We start from the raw sequence: 17270 nt of genomic DNA, 5'->3' as shown, positions 1-17270 counted from the left end.
CCTGACAAGGAGAACCAACGGATGAACAAGGTATTGCTGATCGACAATCAGCCGATGATCCGATTTGCAACGCGCGTACTGCTGGAGCGCGAAGACTACGACGTGGTCGGCGAGACGGAAAACGGAGTCGAAGGCCTGAGCATGGCCCGCTCGCTGCGACCCGACCTGGTGATACTGGACATCGCCATTCCCAAGCTCGATGGCCTGGAAGTATTGGGCCGGCTCAACAGCATGGACGCCAACGTGAAGCTGCTGGTGCTGACCTCATTGCCCGCCTCGCTCTACGCCAACCGCTGTCTGCAGGCCGGCGCCACCGGCTACCTGTCCAAGCAGGAGCAGGCAGTGAGCCTGATCTCCGCCGTGCGCTCGGTGCTGTCCGGCTACAGCCTGTTCCCCAGCACCGTGCACCTGCCATGCAGCTCGCTGGGGGGTGAATCCGGCGACAGCCATCTGCTCGATACCCTCTCCGACCGTGAACTGGCGGTCCTGCAAAACCTGGCCAATGGCAAGAACAACCAGGAAATCGCCAAGCAGCTGTTCATCAGCCACAAGACAGTAAGCACCTACAAATCCCGCTTGATGGACAAGCTGAAGACCCGCAATCAGGTCGACCTGATCGACTTCGCCCGCCGTTACGTGATGCCCCCTCCCTGAGCATCCTTCCCCCCCAAAGGTCGACGCCGCCTCAACGAGGCGGCGGTAGCCCTATAACACAGCCCACATGGCGAGGCCGCGGCAGCTCGCAATGAGCCGCCGCAATGGTCTCGACCTTCGCCGCCACAGGTGCGGCAAAGGCCGCCGAGCGCGAAGCCCCGGCATCCACGTTCATCAGCATCTGCTCGCTGGCCGCCAGCAGCTCTTCTCCCCCACACAGATACAGCCCATGGTGGATCTGCAGCCGCTTGGCGTCATGGTCGAGCAACTGGGTGCGGACTTCCACTTCAGCCCCCAGCTTCACTTCCGCCAGGTAATTGAGGTGGCACTCCAGGGTGAACAGCGTATGGCCGGTGGCGGCGCGACCCTGCTCGTCGAGGCCGATCTCGTCCATCAGGGCATCGGTGGCGTAGCTGAAGATCAGCAGGTAGAAGGCGTCCCGCAGGTGGCCGTTGTAGTCCACCCAGTCGGGAAGGATGGTAGTGCGGTAGGTGGTCAGGGCGGTGGGCATGCTATGACTCCGATACAGGATGTTGGGCTTCGCTCCGCTCAGCGCCAACCTACCGCAATCCCGTAGGTTGGCGCTGAGCCTGAGCCTGCGAGGCCCAACGAATGGATCACTCGGCGAAGGCAAAGCCGTGATTGGCCTTGGTGTCCTTGATGGCGCCGAGCACCGCCAGCAGGCAGTCATCGCGATAGCGCTCCAGCTCGGCAATGCTGCGCGAGCCTTGCTGCTCGGACGTGCCTTCCACCACCCGGTCGATCAGGGTGTCGGTCAGTTCCGGCGCCGGCAGGTAAGTCCAGGGTAGCTGCAGGGCCGGGCCGAACTGGGCCATGAAGTGACGCATGCCGGCGTTGCCTCCCGCCAGGGTGTAGGTCAGGAAGGTGCCCATGAAGGACCAGCGCAGCCCCGCGCCGAAGCGGATGGCGTCGTCGATCTCGCCGGTACTGGCCACTCCGTCATTGACCAGGTGCAGCGCTTCGCGCCAAAGGGCTTCGAGCAGGCGGTCCGCGATGAAACCCGGCACTTCCTTGCGCACATGCAGCGGGCGCATGCCCAGCGCGGTGTAGATCTCGATGGCGGCCTGCACGGCGTCCGGCGCGGTCTTTTCACCGCCCACCACTTCCACCAGCGGCAGCAGGTAGACCGGATTGAACGGGTGGCCCACCACGCAGCGTTCCGGATGGCTGGCATCGGCATAGAACTCGCTGGGCAATAGGCCCGAGGTGCTGGAGCCGATGATCACGTTCGGGCGCGCCGCAGCGCTGATCCTGGCGTGCAGGTCGAGCTTGAGGTCCAGGCGCTCCGGCGCGCTTTCCTGGATGAAGTCGGCGTCGCGCACGCATTCTTCGATGGTTTCGACGAAGCGCAGGCGATCCTGCGCGGCACCGGGCGCCAAGCCCTGCTTCTGCAGCGCCGGCCAGGCGTTGGCGATGCGCGCGCGTAGCGCGGCTTCAGCACCGGGGGCCGGGTCCCACGCGATGACGTCGAGGCCGTGGGCAAGCGCGCGGGCGATCCAGCCGCTGCCGATGACGCCGCTGCCGAGAGCGGCGAAGGTCTTGATCTGGGTGACGAAGGGCATGTGGGGCTCCTGATGGGACGAATGGATTCAACCCCCCTCTCCCGCTTGCGGGAGAGGGTTGGGGAGAGGGCATTGCGCAAGGCGGGTCACTCTCTCCCCCGGCCCCTCTCCCTGAAGGGAGAGGGGAGAAAAGCTAGCGACGCTTGAGCTTCATCTTTTCGCGGCCCTCGGCCGGTGTCAGGGCGCGGCCGCCAAGGCGCTGGATGATCTCGATGGCGCGCTCCACCAACTGGCCATTGCTGGCATGTACACCGCGGTCGAGCCAGATGTTGTCTTCCAGGCCGACCCGCACGTTGCCGCCCAGCAACATGGCCTGGGCGACCATCGGCATCTGCATGCGGCCGATACCGAAGCCGGCCCAGGTGCAGCCCGCCGGCAGGTTGTCGGCCATGGCCTTCATGGTGGTGGTGTCGGCCGGCGCGCCCCACGGAATCCCAAGGCAGATCTGGAACAGCGGGTCTTCCAGCAGACCTTCCTTGAGCATCTGCTTGGCGAACCAGAGATGGCCGGTGTCGAAGATTTCCAGTTCGGCCTTCACCCCCAGTTCGGTGATGCGCTTGGCGCCGGCACGCAGTTGCGCCGGGGTGGATACGTAAATGAAGTCGCCATCGCCGAAGTTCAGGGTGCCGCAATCCAGCGTGCAGATTTCCGGCAGCAGCTCCTCCACATGGGCCAGGCGCTCCAGCGGGCCGACCAGGTCGGTGCCGGTGCCGAACTCCAGGGGCTGCTCGCCCTTGCCGATCTCCAGGTCGCCGCCCATGCCGGCGGTGAGGTTGATGATGATGTCGGTGTCGCTCTCACGGATGCGTTCTACCAGCTCGCGGTATAGCGCCACGTCGCGGCTGGGCTTGCCGGTCTTCGGGTCACGCACATGGCAGTGGGCGACCGTGGCGCCCGCCTTGGCCGCTTCGATGGCAGCCGCGGCGATTTCCTTCGGGGTGACGGGAATGGCCGGGTGCTTGCCGACGGTATCGCCGGCGCCGGTGACTGCACAGGTGACAATGACTTCGTAGTTCACGGTTCTACTTCCTTCTGCGAGGCGATCGGAAACTGTGCGCGGGCAAGCCCGCGCACTGGGCGTTGCGTTGTTTTACTTCAGCGAGGCGAGGGCGCTTTCGACGCCGTTCTTGCCGTCGAAGGTGGTGACCCCGGCGAGCCAACTCTTGAGCACGTCCGGATTGGCCTTGAGCCATTCGCGGGCGACCTTGGCCGGGGCCTGGCGCTCCATGATCGGCTGCATCAGCTCGGCCTCCTGCGCGCTGGTGAAGCGCAGGTTGGTCAGTAGGCGATCGGCGTTGGGGCAGCGCTGGGCGAAGTCCGGAGCGGTGACGGTGGAGACCGTGGCGGCGCCGTCGTCAGGGCCGAACACATCTTCACTGCCGGTGAGGTAGGTGATGGGCATCTGGATGTTCATCGGGTGCGGTTTCCAACCGAAGAACACCACGGGTTTGTTGTTCTTCACCGCCCGCTTGACTGCCGTGAGCATGGCCGCCTCGCTGGACTCCACCAGCTTGAAGCCACCCAGGCCGAACTGGTTGGTGTCGATCATCTTCTGGATCGCGGTGTTGGCGCCGGAACCCGACTCGATGCCGTAGATCTTGCCGTCCAGCTGGTCCTTGAACTTCGCGATATCGGCGAAGGTGCGCAGGCCCTGTTCGGCCGTGTAGGTGGGCACCGCGAGTACGGCAATGGCATCACTGAGCGACGGTTCGGCGGCTACCTTGACCGACTGGCTTTCGAGGAAGGGTTTGATGTTGTCATCCATGATCGGCTTCCAGTACCCGAGGAAGACATCGACCTGTTTCTTCTGGATTCCGGCGAAGATGATCTGCTGAGAGGCCTGGGTCTGGGTGGTCTGATAACCCAGGCTGCCGAGCAGTTCATTGGCAACGGCGGTGGTAGCGACGACGTCGGTCCAGCCCACCACGCCGACGCGGATCTTCTGGCAACTGGCGTCTTCGGCGGCGAATACGGCGGAACTGGAGAGGGCGAACAAACAGCAACCAGCAAATGCGGTGAGACGTTTCATTGATGCTCCCCTTGCGGCCAAACGGTTATTTATTTGTTGTTCAGGAGCCGGGGGCGACTCCCTCCGTTTTCGGGCACCACTACAACCCGATGAGCAAAATCTACGCAGCGTTGCGTCCGCCGATTCGAACTAAAACGACCATCTGTTGAACACGAACGACCACCTTGCTTGCACTCACGGGCACAGTGCTTTCTAGTGCGTTATCGCCTTCGTGGAAAGCGGCCATGTCCCAGACCTTCAGCTTCCTCCTGTTGCCAGGTTTTTCCATGATGGGCCTGATGTCGGCCATCGAGCCGCTGCGGGTGGCCAACCGTTTCCGCGGCGACCTGTACCACTGGCGGCTGCTGAGCCTCGATGGCGGCGCCGTTCAGGGTAGCAACGGTATGTCGTTGAACGTCGATGCCGGGCCCGATGCGCCACTCGTGGGGGATTGCCTGTTCGTGGTGGCCGGCTTCGAGCCCCTGGCCAGCTTCAGCCCGCGCCTCGCCCACTGGCTCAACCGCGCCGATCGCGATGGCCTGCAGCTCGGCGGCATCGACACGGGCAGCTTCGTGCTGGCCGAAGCCGAACTGTTTGCCAGCCAGCGCCTGACCCTGCATTGGGAGGCCATCGAAGCCTTCCAGGAACGCTACCCGGCGCTCAGCGTCACCCAGGAACTCTTCGAGATCGACGGCCGGCGCATCACCAGTGCCGGCGGCACCGCCAGCCTCGACCTGATGCTCACCCTGATCGCCAAGGGGCATGGCGAGGCCCTCGCGCTGCAGGTATCCGAACAGTTCGTGCTGGGGCGCATACGCACCCAACAGGACCACCAGCGCATGCAGGTTGCCACCCGCTTCAACGTGCATAACAAGAAGCTGGTGCTGGTGATCGGGGAAATGGAGCGGCACAGCGAGGCGCCGCTGAGCTCACGGGAGCTGGCCGAGCGGGTGAACGTCACACCGCGCCAACTGGAAAGACTGTTCCGCCTGCACTTGAAGGAAACGCCGTCGAACTTCTACCTGGGCTTGCGCCTGGACAAGTCCCGCCAGCTATTGCGCCAGACCGACATGAGCGTGCTGGAAGTAGCCCTGGCCTGCGGCTTCGAGTCGTCGTCCTACTTCTCCCGCGCCTACCGCGCGCGCTTCAGCACATGCCCGAGCCAGGACCGGCATGAGCATCCGGATCAGGGTAGGAGCGAATTCATTCGCGAAGGCGAGCACAACTCACCCAAGGTCAGGGCCTGAGGCAGGCCTGCCGCCTGCAATCGCGATTGAAATCGCTCCCACAGGAAAAGCCCGGGCGCCGTGCAGTTGTAGCGAATTCATTCGCGAAAGGGCCGCACAGCGGCCCATTGCCAGCTGAGCTACACCGCCCTCCCCTGCTCGGCCAGGGCCTCCTGCACCAAGGGGTGCAGGTTGGCGCCATGATGCTCCACCTGCCAGGCCATCAGTTCGATGCGCATGGCGGGCGTCCAGAAGCTCTGCAGGTGCTGGCACACTCCGCGCACAGCCTGCTCCTTGTCCGGTTCCGAGGCGAAGAACTGGGCGATCTGGTTGGCCATCTTGATCAGGTTGTCGGTGCTCATCTACGTACCTCGGCTTTCTCGGTCCGACGGCGCTCTTTGAGCAGGCGCCGCTGTTCGTCACTGAACTCTTGATAGCGTTTCTGCCATTCGGAGGGCTGGTAAACCCGCGAAACCTCCACCGCCGTGACCTTGTATTCCGGGCAGTTGGTGGCCCAGTCGGAGTTGTCGGTGGTGATCACGTTGGCCCCCGATTCGGGGAAGTGGAAGGTGGTGTACACCACCCCCGGCGCCACCCGCTCGCTAACCTTGGCACGCAGGACCGTCTGCCCTGCGCGGCTGCCCACGCCGACCCAATCGCCTTCGACAATGCCGCGGCTCTCGGCGTCGGTGGGGTGGATTTCCAGGCGATCTTCCTCGTGCCAGGCGACGTTGTCGGTGCGTCGCGTCTGCGCGCCAACGTTGTACTGGCTGAGGATGCGCCCGGTGGTCAGCAGCAGCGGGTAGCGGCTGTTGACCTTTTCCTCGGTGGGCACGTAGCCGGTGAGCATGAAGCGCCCCTTGCCGCGCACGAATTCCTCGATGTGCATGGTCGGGGTGCCGTCCGGCGCGGCGTCGTTGCACGGCCATTGCAGGCTGCCGTGACGGTCCAGTTCGGCGTAGCTGACACGGGTGAAGGTGGGCGTCAGGCTGGCGATCTCGTCCATGATCTGGGACGGGTGCTTGTAATCCATCTTGTAGCCCAGGGCGTTGGCCAGCAGCTGGGTGGCTTCCCAGTCGGCCTTGCCGCCCAGCGGATCCATCACCTTGCGCACGCGGGAAATGCGCCGCTCGGCGTTGGTGAAGGTGCCATCCTTCTCCAGGAAGGAACTGCCCGGCAGGAACACATGGGCGAACTTGGCGGTTTCGTTGAGGAAGAGGTCCTGCACCACCACGCATTCCATGGCCGACAGGGCCGCCGTGACGTGCTGGGTGTTGGGGTCGCTCTGAGCGATGTCCTCACCCTGGCAGTACAGCGCCTTGAAGGTGCCGCCGAGCGCCGCCTCGAACATGTTGGGGATGCGCAGGCCCGGATCGGGCTGCAGGGTCACGCCCCAGGCCTGTTCGAACTGGTGACGCACCGCGTCGTTGGAGACATGGCGGTAGCCGGGCAGCTCATGGGGGAAGGAACCCATGTCGCAGGAACCCTGGACGTTGTTCTGGCCGCGCAGCGGGTTCACGCCGACGCCCTCGCGGCCGATGTTGCCGGTAACCATGGCGAGGTTGGCGATACCCATCACCGAGGTGCTGCCCTGGCTGTGCTCGGTGACGCCCAGGCCGTAGTAGATGGCCGCGTTGCCGCCGGTGGCATACAGACGGGCGGCGGCACGGATATCGTCAGGCGCCACGCCGCAGATCGGCCCCATGGCCTCGGGGGAGTTTTCCGGCAGGCTGACGAAATCTCGCCAGCGGGCGAAATCAGTCGCTTCGCAGCGGGCGTCGACAAAGTCCTGTTTGACCAGCCCTTCGGTGACGATCACATGGGCCAGGGCGTTGAGCATGGCCACGTTGGTGCCCGGGCGCAGTGCCAGGTGCAGCTCGGCGCGGGCGTGGGGCGAATCCACCAGGTCGATGCGGCGCGGGTCGATGACGATCAACCGCGCACCCTGGCGCAGGCGGCGCTTGAGCTGGGAACCGAACACCGGGTGGGCGTCGGTGGGGTTGGCGCCGATCACCAGCACCACGTCGGCCTGCATCACCGAGTCGAAGCTCTGGGTGCCGGCGGACTCGCCCAGGGTCTGCTTGAGGCCGTAGCCGGTGGGCGAGTGGCAGACACGGGCGCAGGTGTCGACGTTGTTGTTGCCGAAGCCGGCGCGGACCAGCTTCTGCACCAGGTAGGTTTCTTCGTTGGTGCAGCGGCTGGAGGTGATACCGCCGATGGAGTCGCGCCCGTATTTGAGCTGGATGCGGCGGAATTCGCTGGCGGCATAGGTCACCGCCTCGTCCCAGCTGACCTCCTGCCAGGGGTCGTCGATGTGCTTGCGGATCATCGGCTTGGTGATGCGATCCGGGTGGGTGGCGTAGCCGAAGGCGAAGCGACCCTTCACGCAGGAGTGGCCGTGGTTGGCCTGGCCGTTCTTGTCCGGAACCATGCGCACCAGCTGGTCGCCCTTCATCTCGGCGCGGAAGGAGCAACCCACGCCACAGTAGGCGCAGGTGGTGATGACACTGCGCTCCGGCTGGCCCATTTCCACCACGCTCTTTTCCATCAGGGTGGCGGTCGGGCAGGCCTGCACGCAGGCGCCGCAGGACACGCATTCGGAGTCGAGGAAGTTCTCGCCGCCGGCCGCACTGACCCGCGATTCGAAGCCGCGCCCGCTGATGGTCAGGGCGAAGGTGCCCTGGGTTTCCTCACAAGCGCGCACGCAGCGGTTGCAGACGATGCACTTGCTCGGGTCGTAGTCGAAATAGGGGTTGGAGACGTCTTTCTGCTCGTCCAGGTGATTGGCGCCGTCGTAGCCGTAGCGCACCTCGCGCAGGCCCACCTGGCCCGCGACGGTCTGCAGCTCGCAGTTGCCGTTGGCCGAGCAGGTCAGGCAGTCCAGCGGGTGGTCGGAGATGTACAGCTCCATCACGTTGCGGCGCAGGGTGGCAAGTTTTGGCGTCTGGGTGTGCACCACCATGCCCTCGGTCACGGGGGTGGTGCAGGAGGCCGGGTAGCCGCGCATGCCGTCGATCTCCACCAGACACATGCGGCAGGAGCCGAAGGCTTCCAGGCTGTCGGTGGCGCAGAGTTTCGGGATGGTGGTGCCGAGCAGCGCCGCGGCGCGCATCACCGAGGTACCGGCCGGCACGCTGATCTCGCGGCCATCGATGCTCAAGCTGACCTGCACCTCGCTCTCGCGGGCCGGGGTGCCGAGGTCGATGTCGCTGGCGGGGTCGAAGATGTTGATCATTGGTCGGCCTCCGGGGTCGCCAGACCGAAGTCGGCGGGAAAATGCTTGAGGGCGCTGGTCACCGGGTAGGAGGTCATCCCGCCCAGGGCGCAGAGGGAGCCGTACGTCAGGGTGTCGCAGAGGTCCTTGAGGAGGATCACCTGCTCGTCCCGCGCGGCGGCATCGGGCGCCGCCAACAGGCGGTCCACCACTTCCACGCCACGGGTCGAGCCGATGCGGCAAGGCGTGCATTTGCCACAGGATTCCTCGGCGCAGAACTGCAGGGCGAAGCGCGCCATGTGCGCCATGTCCAGGCGGTCATCGGCCACCACCACGCCACCGTGGCCGAGCATCGCGCCCATGGCGGCGAAGGCCTCGTAGTCCAGCGGCGTATCGAACTGCGACGGCGGCACCCAGGCGCCCAGCGGCCCGCCCACCTGGGCGGCCTTCAGCGTCCGGCCGCTGGCGGTACCGCCGCCATAGCCTTCCACCAGCTCGCGCAGGGTCAGACCGAAAGCGCGCTCCACCAGCCCGCCGTGACGGACGTTGCCGGCGAGCTGGAAGGGCATGGTGCCCAGCGAACGGCCCATGCCGAAGTCGCGGTAGAACTGCGCCCCACGGGCAAGGATGACCGGCACCGACGCCAGGGTCAGCACGTTGTGCACCAGCGTCGGCACGCCGAACAGGCCTTGCAGCGCCGGCAGCGGCGGCTTGGCGCGAACCACGCCGCGCTTGCCTTCCAGTGAATCCAGCAGCGCGGTTTCCTCGCCGCAGATGTAGGCACCAGCGCCCACCCGCACCTCGAGGTCGAACGCACGGCCGCTGCCACCGACATTGGTGCCCAGGTAGCCGGCGTCACGGGCAATCTGCAGCGCGGCGCGCAGGGTATCCACCGACTGCGGGTACTCGGAGCGCACGTAGATGTAGCCCATGGTTGCGCCGACAGCGAGACCGGCGATGGCCATGCCTTCGATCAGCAGGAAGGGGTCGCCTTCCATCAGCATGCGGTCGGCGAAGGTGCCGGAGTCGCCTTCGTCGGCGTTGCACACCACATACTTCTGCTCGGCCCTGGCCTCACGCACGGTGCGCCACTTGATACCAGCCGGGAAGGCGGCGCCACCCCGGCCGCGCAGGCCCGAATCCAGCACGGCGGCGACGGTTTCCTCGCCACTCAGGGCAATGGCGCGAGCCAACCCTTCGAAACCGCCCTGGGCGCGGTAGTCATCCAGCGAAAGCGGCCGGGTGATACCGGCACGGGCAAACAGCAGACGCTGCTGGCTCTTCAGATAAGGCAGTTCCTCCACCGGCCCCAGGGCCAGGGGATGGGTGCTGGCGTCGCCTTGCAGGGCGTCCAGCAGGGCCGGCACGTCTTCCGGCGCCACCGGGCCAAACCCGAGACGGCCTGCGGGGCTTTCCAGCTCCAGCAACGGCTCCAGCCAATACAGGCCACGGGAGCTGGTGCGTTTGATCTCCAGCGGCAGGTTGCGCTTTTCGGCCTCATGGGCGAGCGCAGCTGCCACACCATCGGCACCGACAGCGCGGGCAACGGAGTCACAAGGAATGCACAGCGTCAGCATGACCCGTCCTCCAGGCAACCCTCGACCAGTGCGCGCAGGCGCTCGGGTGTCAGCCGCGCATGCAAGCGGCCATCCAGTTCCAGCGCCGGCGAGCAGGCGCAGGCGCCCAGGCAATACACCGGCCGCAGGCTGATCTGGCCGTCGGCGCTGGTGCCGTGGTCGTCCAGCCCCAGGTGCTCGCGCAACTGCGCGGCCAGGCGCTCGGCGCCCATGCTCTGGCAGGACTCGGCATGGCACAGGCGCAGGGTGTGGCGCGCCGGCGGCGAGGTGCGGAAGTCATGGTAGAAGCTGATCACCCCGCGCACCTCGGCCAGGCTGAGGTTGAGTGCGTGGGCGATCTCGGGAATGGCGACGTCGGGGATGTACCCAGCGCCCGCCTGGATAGCGTGGAGGATTGGCAGCAGGGCACCGGGGGTGTCCTTCTCGCGCTCCAGCACGCTGTGGATCAGAGGCAGGTGAAGCATCTCATCAGGCATACAGCGTTCCTCTGCTTCGCGGACGACAGGCTGAAGCCCGCCGCCCGGAGGTCTCGGCTGCGGCTCACCCGCCACGTCACGTAAGCGTGGCTTTGCTGGTGACCGCTCTAGCGTCCCGGCCGGGCGTCTGCGCGCACTAGTCCGAGGCATTCAGGGAGCTTGCCATTCCCGCCGTTCGGAAATTGCACCTCAACGACGCTGCGCATCCTGAAACCGACCTTGGATAGCGCGACGGGGAAATGGGCGCTCGCTCCTTCTTTATAGGTGCTTCTGCCAGAAGGTTGGCAAGGGGCGGACCTGCGGTTGCCGCTGGGCAGCATCGTGGGAGCGATTTCAATCGCGATTGCAGGCCAAAGGCCTACCCCTGGCTGATGGGGCCGCTGCGCAGCCCTTTCGCGAATGAATTCGCTCCCACAAGGTTCAGTCCAACCTCCGTGCCCCCCTTCCGAACCCAACTTACCCATTCGCGACTGGCTTGACGCTTTCGGCAATACCCCGGTCGCTTTTGCGCGATAGCGCCAAATCCCCCAGGGATATGCTCCCCCCAAAGCGCCGGCAGAAGATTCGGCGCATGGATAACAGGGGACAGCCTGATGAGCCCAGCCGAACTGCACGCCGACAGCATCGTCATCGACGGTCTGATCATCGCCAAGTGGAACCGTGAACTCTTCGAAGACATGCGCAAGGGCGGCCTGACCGCAGCCAACTGCACCGTGTCGGTCTGGGAGGGCTTCCAGGCGACGGTGAACAACATCACCGCCAGCAGCAAGCTGATCCGCGAGAACAGCGACCTGGTGATCCCGGTGCGCACCACCGCCGACATCCGCAAGGCCAAGGAGCAGGGCAAGACCGGCATCCTCTACGGTTTCCAGAACGCCCACGCGTTCGAAGACCAGATCGGCTACGTCGAGGTGTTCAAGCAGCTCGGCGTGGGCATCGTGCAGATGTGCTACAACACCCAGAACCTGGTCGGCACCGGCTGCTACGAGCGTGACGGCGGCCTCTCCGGCTTCGGTCGCGAAATCGTCGCCGAGATGAACCGCGTCGGCGTCATGTGCGACCTGTCCCACGTGGGTTCCAAGACTTCCGAGGAAGTCATCCTCGAATCCAAGAAACCGGTCTGCTACTCCCACTGCCTGCCGTCCGGCCTGAAAGAACACCCGCGCAACAAGTCCGATGAAGAGCTGAAGTTCATCGCCGATCACGGCGGCTTCGTCGGCGTGACCATGTTCGCCCCCTTCCTGGCCAAGGGCATCGATTCGACCATCGACGACTACGCCGAAGCCATCGAGTACGTGATGAACATCGTGGGCGAGGACGCCATCGGCATCGGCACCGACTTCACCCAGGGCCATGGCAAGGAATTCTTCGAGTGGCTGACCCACGACAAGGGTTACGCCCGCCGCCTGACCAACTTCGGGAAGATCGTCAACCCGCTGGGCATCCGCACCGTGGGCGAGTTCCCCAACCTCACCGAAACCCTGCTCAAACGCGGCATGCCCGAGCGCGTGGTGCGCAAGGTCATGGGCGAGAACTGGGTTCGCGTGCTGAAGGACGTCTGGGGCGAGTAACGCCCCCCTTTCAATAGCGAACCGCACACGATCCGTAGGGTGGATGACGCTCTTTTCATCCACCAGCCCACCGCGCGGTGGTCGACCTTTCCGGTGGATGAGTGAAGCGCCATCCACCCTACACCTGACCTGAATTCGGAGTTACCCACATGGCCAAACACGCCCCCGAACTGCCCATCGAAGTCGACAGCGAAACCGGTGTCTGGACCACCGACGCCCTGCCGATGCTGTACGTGCCCCGTCACTTCTTCGTGAACAACCACATGGGCATCGAAGCCGAGCTGGGCCCGGAGCGCTACGCCGAAATCCTCTACAAGGCCGGCTACAAGTCCGCCTGGCACTGGTGCGAGAAGGAAGCCGAATGCCACGGTCTGGAAGGCGTAGCGGTGTTCGAGCATTACATGAAGCGCCTGTCTCAGCGTGGCTGGGGCCTGTTCCAGATCGAGTCGATCGACCTCGACAAGGGCACCGCCGAGGTGCGCCTGAAGCACTCCGCCTTCGTCTACGTGTACGGCAAGGTCGGTCGCAAGGTCGATTACATGTTCACCGGCTGGTTCGCCGGCGCCATGGACCAGATTCTCCAGGCACGCGGCAGCAGCATCCGCACCGTTGCCGAGCAGGTCTACGGCGGCTCGGAAGAAGGCCACGACGACGGCCTGTTCATCGTCAAACCCCTCTAAGGCGAGGCTCGGGAAATGGCATTCGAAGCAATGTTCCAGCCGATCCAGATCGGCAAACTCACCATCCGCAACCGTGTGCTGTCCACCGCCCACGCCGAGGTCTACGCCACCGACGGCGGCATGACCACCGAGCGCTACGTGAAGTACTACGAAGAGAAGGCCAAGGGCGGCATCGGCCTGGCTATCTGCGGAGGTTCCTCGGTCGTGGCCATCGACAGCCCGCAGGAGTGGTGGAGCTCGGTGAACCTGTCCACCGACCGCATCATCCCGCACTTCCAGAATCTGGCCGACGCCATGCACAAGCATGGCGCCAAGATCATGATCCAGATTACCCACATGGGCCGTCGCTCGCGCTGGGACGGCTTCAACTGGCCGACCCTGATGTCGCCGTCCGGCATCCGCGAGCCCGTGCACCGCGCCACCTGCAAGACCATCGAGGTGGAAGAGATCTGGCGTGTGATCGGCAACTACGCCCAGGCTGCGCGCCGGGCGAAGGAAGGCGGCCTGGACGGCGTCGAGCTGTCGGCCGTGCACCAGCACATGATCGACCAGTTCTGGAGCCCGCGCGTCAACAAACGTACCGACGAATGGGGCGGCACCTTCGAAGGCCGCATGAAGTTCGGCCTGGAAGTGCTCAAGGCCGTGCGCGCCGAAGTGGGCGACGACTTCTGTGTCGGCATGCGTATCTGCGGTGACGAATTCCACCCGGACGGCCTGTCCCACGAGGACATGAAGCAGATCGCCAAGTACTACAGCGACACCGGCATGCTCGACTTCCTCGGCGTGGTCGGCTCGGGTTGCGATACCCACAACACCCTGGCCAACGTGATCCCCAACATGAGCTTCCCGCCGGAGCCCTTCCTGCACCTGGCGGCCGGCATCAAGGAAGTGGTCAACGTGCCAGTGCTGCACGCGCAGAACATCAAGGACCCGAACCAGGCCACCCGTATCCTGGAAGGCGGCTACGTGGACATGGTGGGCATGACCCGCGCCCACATCGCCGACCCGCACCTGATCGCCAAGATCAAGATGGGCCAGGTTGACCAGATCAAGCAGTGCGTCGGCGCCAACTACTGCATCGACCGCCAGTACCAGGGCCTGGACGTGCTGTGCATCCAGAACGCCGCGACCTCCCGTGAATACATGGGCGTGCCGCACATCATCGAGAAGACCACCGGCGTCAAGCGCAAGGTCGTCGTCGTCGGCGGTGGCCCGGCCGGGATGGAGGCTGCACGCGTCGCCGCCGAGCGCGGTCATGACGTGACCCTGTTCGAGAAAAAGGACCAGCTCGGCGGCCAGATCACTACCGCCTCCAAGGCGCCGCAACGCGACCAGATCGCCGGCATCACCCGCTGGTACCAGCTGGAGATCGCCCGCCTCGGCATCGACCTGCGCCTGGGCACCGGCGCCGACCCGGAAACCATCCTCGACCTGCGCCCGGATATCGTGGTGCTGGCCAACGGCGGCCACCCGTTCATCGAGCAGAACGAGCACTGGGGCGCGGCGGAAGGCCTGGTGGTCAGCGCCTGGGACGTGCTCGACGGCAAGGTGGCACCGGGCAAGAACGTGCTGGTGTACGACACCATCTGCGAGTTCGGCGGCATGTCGGCTGCGGACTTCCTCGCCGACAAGGGCGCCCAGGTGGAGATCGTCACCGACGACATCAAGCCTGGCATCGCCATCGGCGGTACGTCCTTCCCGACCTACTACCGCAGCATGTACCCGAAGGAAGTGATCATGACCGGCGACCTCACGCTGGAGAAGGTCTACCGCGAGGGTGACAAGGTGGTGGCGGTGCTGGAGAACGAATACACCGGCGCCCGCGAGGAGCGTGTGGTGGACCAGATCGTCATCGAGAACGGCGTGCGCCCGGACGAGAGCCTGTACTACGCGCTCAAGGACGGTTCGCGCAACAAGGGCCAGATCGACGTCGAGGCACTGTTCGCCATCAAGCCGCAGCCCTGCCTCAGCGAGTCCGGCAGCGGTTACCTGCTGTTCCGTATCGGCGACTGCGTGGCCCAACGCAACACCCACGCGGCGATCTACGACGCGCTGCGTCTGTGCAAGGATTTCTAAGCGCACACACGGACGGCCCCCTCTCCCGCTTGCGGGAGAGGGCGGGGGGAGAGGGCAAGCCGGCGACTCCAGCGTTTCCGGCCTCCCCCTCTCCCTAACCCTCTCCCTCAGGGAGAGGGGACTGGTTCGGAGCACCCCTTTCGGTCCCTGCAAGGAGACCAATCAGAATGCTGAACACCCTTCTTCCCATCCTGCTCTTCGCTGCCCTGGCACTTGCCGTGCTGGGCGCCGCGAAGCGCTTCTTCATGTGGCGCCGGGGCCGACCGTCGAAGGTCGACTGGATCGGTGGCCTCATGAAAATGCCGCGCCGCTACCTGGTGGACCTGCACCATGTGGTCGAGCGTGACAAGTACATGTCCAAGACCCACGTCGCCACCGCCGGCGGTTTCGTGCTGTCGGCGCTGCTGGCGATCGTGGTGCATGGCTTTGGCCTGCACAGCCGGATTCTCGGCTTCGCCCTGCTTGCCGCGACCGTGCTGATGTTCGTCGGCGCCCTCTTCGTCGCCAAGCGCCGCCGCAACCCGCCGGCACGCCTGTCGAAAGGCCCGTGGATGCGCCTGCCGAAGAGCCTGCTGATGTTCTCGGTGAGCTTCTTCATCGCCACCCTGCCGGTGGCCGGTATCCTGCCGGAAGGCTTCGGCGGCTGGTTCCTCGCCGGCATCCTGGCCATCGGCGTGGCTTGGGGCGTATCCGAGCTGTTCTTCGGCATGACCTGGGGCGGCCCGATGAAGCACGCCTTCGCCGGTGCCCTGCACCTGGCCTGGCACCGCCGCGCCGAGCGCTTCGGCGGCGGCCGCTCCACCGGCCTCAAGGCGCTGGACCTGGCTGACCCGAACGCCCCGCTGGGCGTGGAGAAACCCACCGACTTCACCTGGAACCAGTTGCTCGGCTTCGACGCCTGCGTGCAGTGCGGCAAGTGCGAGGCGGTGTGCCCGGCCTTCGCCGCCGGCCAGCCGCTGAACCCGAAGAAGCTGATCCAGGACATGGTCATCGGCCTCGCCGGTGGTGATGACGCCAAGTTCGCCGGCAGCCCCTACCCGGGCATTCCGCTGGGCGAACACGCCGGCGGCCCGCACCAGCCGATCGTGGTCAAGGGCGGCAAGGGCCTGGTGGAGGCGGACACGCTCTGGTCCTGCACCACCTGTCGCGCCTGCGTCGAGGAGTGCCCGATGATGATCGAGCACGTCGATGCCATCGTCGACATGCGCCGTCACCTCACCCTGGAGAAAGGCGCGACCCCGAACAAGGGCGCCGAGGTGCTGGAAAACCTGATCGCCACCGACAACCCCGGCGGCTTCGCCCCCGGCGGCCGCCTGAACTGGGCGGCGGACCTGAATCTGCCGCTGATGAGCGAGAAGAAACAGGCCGAAGTGCTGTTCTGGGTCGGCGACGGTGCCTTCGACATGCGCAACCAGCGCACCCTGCGTGCCTTCGTGAAGGTGCTGAAGGCGGCCAACGTCGACTTCGCCGTGCTCGGCCTGGAAGAGCGCGACAGCGGTGACGTGGCCCGTCGCCTGGGTGACGAAGCCACCTTCCAGCAACTAGCCAAGCGCAACATCGCCACGCTGAACCAGTACCGCTTCAAGAAGATCGTGTCCTGCGACCCGCACAGCTTCCACGTGCTGAAGAATGAGTACGGCGCCCTGGGCGGCCAGTACGAGGTCCAGCATCACAGCACCTTCATCGACGAGCTGATGCAACGCGGCAGCCTGAACCTCGGCCAGCACAAGGGCGGCAGCGTGACCTACCACGACCCGTGCTACCTGGGCCGCTACAACGGCGAGTACGAAGCACCGCGCAACGTGCTCAAGGCCATCGGGATCGACGTGAAGGAAATGCAACGCTCCGGCTTCCGCTCCCGCTGCTGTGGCGGTGGCGGCGGCGCACCGATCACCGACATCCCCGGCAAGCAGCGGATTCCCGATATGCGCATGGTCGACATCAAGGAAACCGGCGCCGAACTGGTGGCCGTAGGTTGCCCGCAGTGCACCGCGATGCTCGAAGGCGTGGTCGCCCCGCGTCCGGAGATCAAGGACATCGCAGAACTGGTGGCGGACGTGCTGATCGAGGCGCCGGTGGAAGCAAAAAAGCCGTCAGCGGCTAAAGCTGCCGTGGAGGTGGTGTGATGAAGCTCGCTCGCCACTCGCTTTTCTCCCCTCTCCCTCTGGGAGAGGGGCCGGGGGAGAGGGCTGCCAGCCGCTCCGT

Annotated in this window: 14 protein-coding genes; 6 read left to right on the top strand and 8 right to left on the bottom strand. The window is 65.3% G+C overall.

Features of this window, described 5'->3' with window-relative positions:
• Positions 1-21 precede the first annotated feature (21 nt).
• Positions 22-654: a response regulator transcription factor gene (locus tag THL1_RS01855; protein ID WP_069081690.1), complete on the top strand. Its 633-nt coding sequence runs from the start codon at positions 22-24 to the stop codon at positions 652-654.
• Positions 655-685: 31 nt separating this feature from the next.
• Here the strand turns inward: THL1_RS01855 and THL1_RS01850 are convergent, their stop codons facing one another.
• The 4 genes from THL1_RS01850 to choX form a co-directional block, all read right to left on the bottom strand.
• A complete protein-coding gene (locus tag THL1_RS01850; protein ID WP_069081689.1) occupies positions 686-1165 on the bottom strand; it encodes a thioesterase family protein in 480 nt (159 codons plus the stop codon).
• A gap of 106 nt (positions 1166-1271) precedes the next feature.
• Entirely contained in the window at positions 1272-2237 is a 966-nt protein-coding gene (locus THL1_RS01845) for an L-carnitine dehydrogenase (protein WP_069081688.1), read from the bottom strand.
• A gap of 133 nt (positions 2238-2370) precedes the next feature.
• Positions 2371-3255: a 3-keto-5-aminohexanoate cleavage protein gene (locus THL1_RS01840; RefSeq protein WP_069081687.1), complete on the bottom strand. Its 885-nt coding sequence runs from the start codon at positions 3253-3255 to the stop codon at positions 2371-2373.
• A 72-nt stretch (positions 3256-3327) separates the two neighbouring features.
• Positions 3328-4266 carry a choline ABC transporter substrate-binding protein gene (gene choX, locus THL1_RS01835; protein ID WP_069081686.1) on the bottom strand — a complete coding sequence of 313 codons (939 nt, stop codon included), beginning with the start codon at positions 4264-4266 and terminating at the stop codon, positions 3328-3330.
• Between the two features lie 224 nt (positions 4267-4490).
• Between choX and THL1_RS01830 the strand changes: the two genes are divergently transcribed.
• Positions 4491-5492: a GlxA family transcriptional regulator gene (locus THL1_RS01830; RefSeq protein WP_069081685.1), complete on the top strand. Its 1002-nt coding sequence runs from the start codon at positions 4491-4493 to the stop codon at positions 5490-5492.
• Between the two features lie 119 nt (positions 5493-5611).
• Here the strand turns inward: THL1_RS01830 and THL1_RS01825 are convergent, their stop codons facing one another.
• The 4 genes from THL1_RS01825 to THL1_RS01810 are packed head-to-tail and all read right to left on the bottom strand — an operon-like array spanning position 5612 to position 10738.
• On the bottom strand, positions 5612-5833 hold the full coding sequence (locus tag THL1_RS01825; RefSeq protein ID WP_069081684.1) for a formate dehydrogenase subunit delta: 222 nt from the start codon (positions 5831-5833) through the stop codon (positions 5612-5614).
• Positions 5830-8706 carry a formate dehydrogenase subunit alpha gene (fdhF, locus tag THL1_RS01820; RefSeq protein ID WP_069081683.1) on the bottom strand — a complete coding sequence of 959 codons (2877 nt, stop codon included), beginning with the start codon at positions 8704-8706 and terminating at the stop codon, positions 5830-5832. The genes THL1_RS01825 and fdhF overlap by 4 nt, the downstream gene beginning before the upstream one ends.
• Positions 8703-10262, bottom strand: a complete 1560-nt coding sequence (locus tag THL1_RS01815) for a formate dehydrogenase beta subunit (RefSeq protein WP_069081682.1) — start codon at positions 10260-10262, stop codon at positions 8703-8705. Before THL1_RS01815 ends, fdhF begins: the two co-directional genes overlap by 4 nt.
• Positions 10256-10738 carry a formate dehydrogenase subunit gamma gene (locus tag THL1_RS01810; RefSeq protein ID WP_069081681.1) on the bottom strand — a complete coding sequence of 161 codons (483 nt, stop codon included), beginning with the start codon at positions 10736-10738 and terminating at the stop codon, positions 10256-10258. Before THL1_RS01810 ends, THL1_RS01815 begins: the two co-directional genes overlap by 7 nt.
• A 593-nt stretch (positions 10739-11331) precedes the next feature.
• Between THL1_RS01810 and THL1_RS01805 the strand changes: the two genes are divergently transcribed.
• From THL1_RS01805 to dgcB, 4 genes are all read left to right on the top strand, one after another.
• Positions 11332-12309 (top strand): dipeptidase, encoded by a 978-nt coding sequence (locus THL1_RS01805; RefSeq protein ID WP_069081680.1) that lies wholly within the window; start codon positions 11332-11334, stop codon positions 12307-12309.
• Positions 12310-12458: 149 nt separating this feature from the next.
• Positions 12459-12989, top strand: coding sequence for a DUF5943 domain-containing protein (locus tag THL1_RS01800; RefSeq protein ID WP_069081679.1), 531 nt, complete (start codon positions 12459-12461; stop codon positions 12987-12989).
• Positions 12990-13004: 15 nt separating this feature from the next.
• Positions 13005-15065, top strand: coding sequence for a dimethylglycine demethylation protein DgcA (gene dgcA, locus THL1_RS01795; protein ID WP_069081678.1), 2061 nt, complete (start codon positions 13005-13007; stop codon positions 15063-15065).
• A 167-nt stretch (positions 15066-15232) separates the two neighbouring features.
• Positions 15233-17191: a dimethylglycine demethylation protein DgcB gene (dgcB, locus tag THL1_RS01790; RefSeq protein ID WP_069081677.1), complete on the top strand. Its 1959-nt coding sequence runs from the start codon at positions 15233-15235 to the stop codon at positions 17189-17191.
• Positions 17192-17270: the final 79 nt, after the last annotated feature.

It is taken from the genome of Pseudomonas sp. TCU-HL1, from assembly GCF_001708505.1.
Taxonomy (GTDB): domain Bacteria; phylum Pseudomonadota; class Gammaproteobacteria; order Pseudomonadales; family Pseudomonadaceae; genus Metapseudomonas.
Note: the sequence above shows the minus strand (reverse complement) of the source record. Positions and strands in the feature narration are given on the sequence as shown.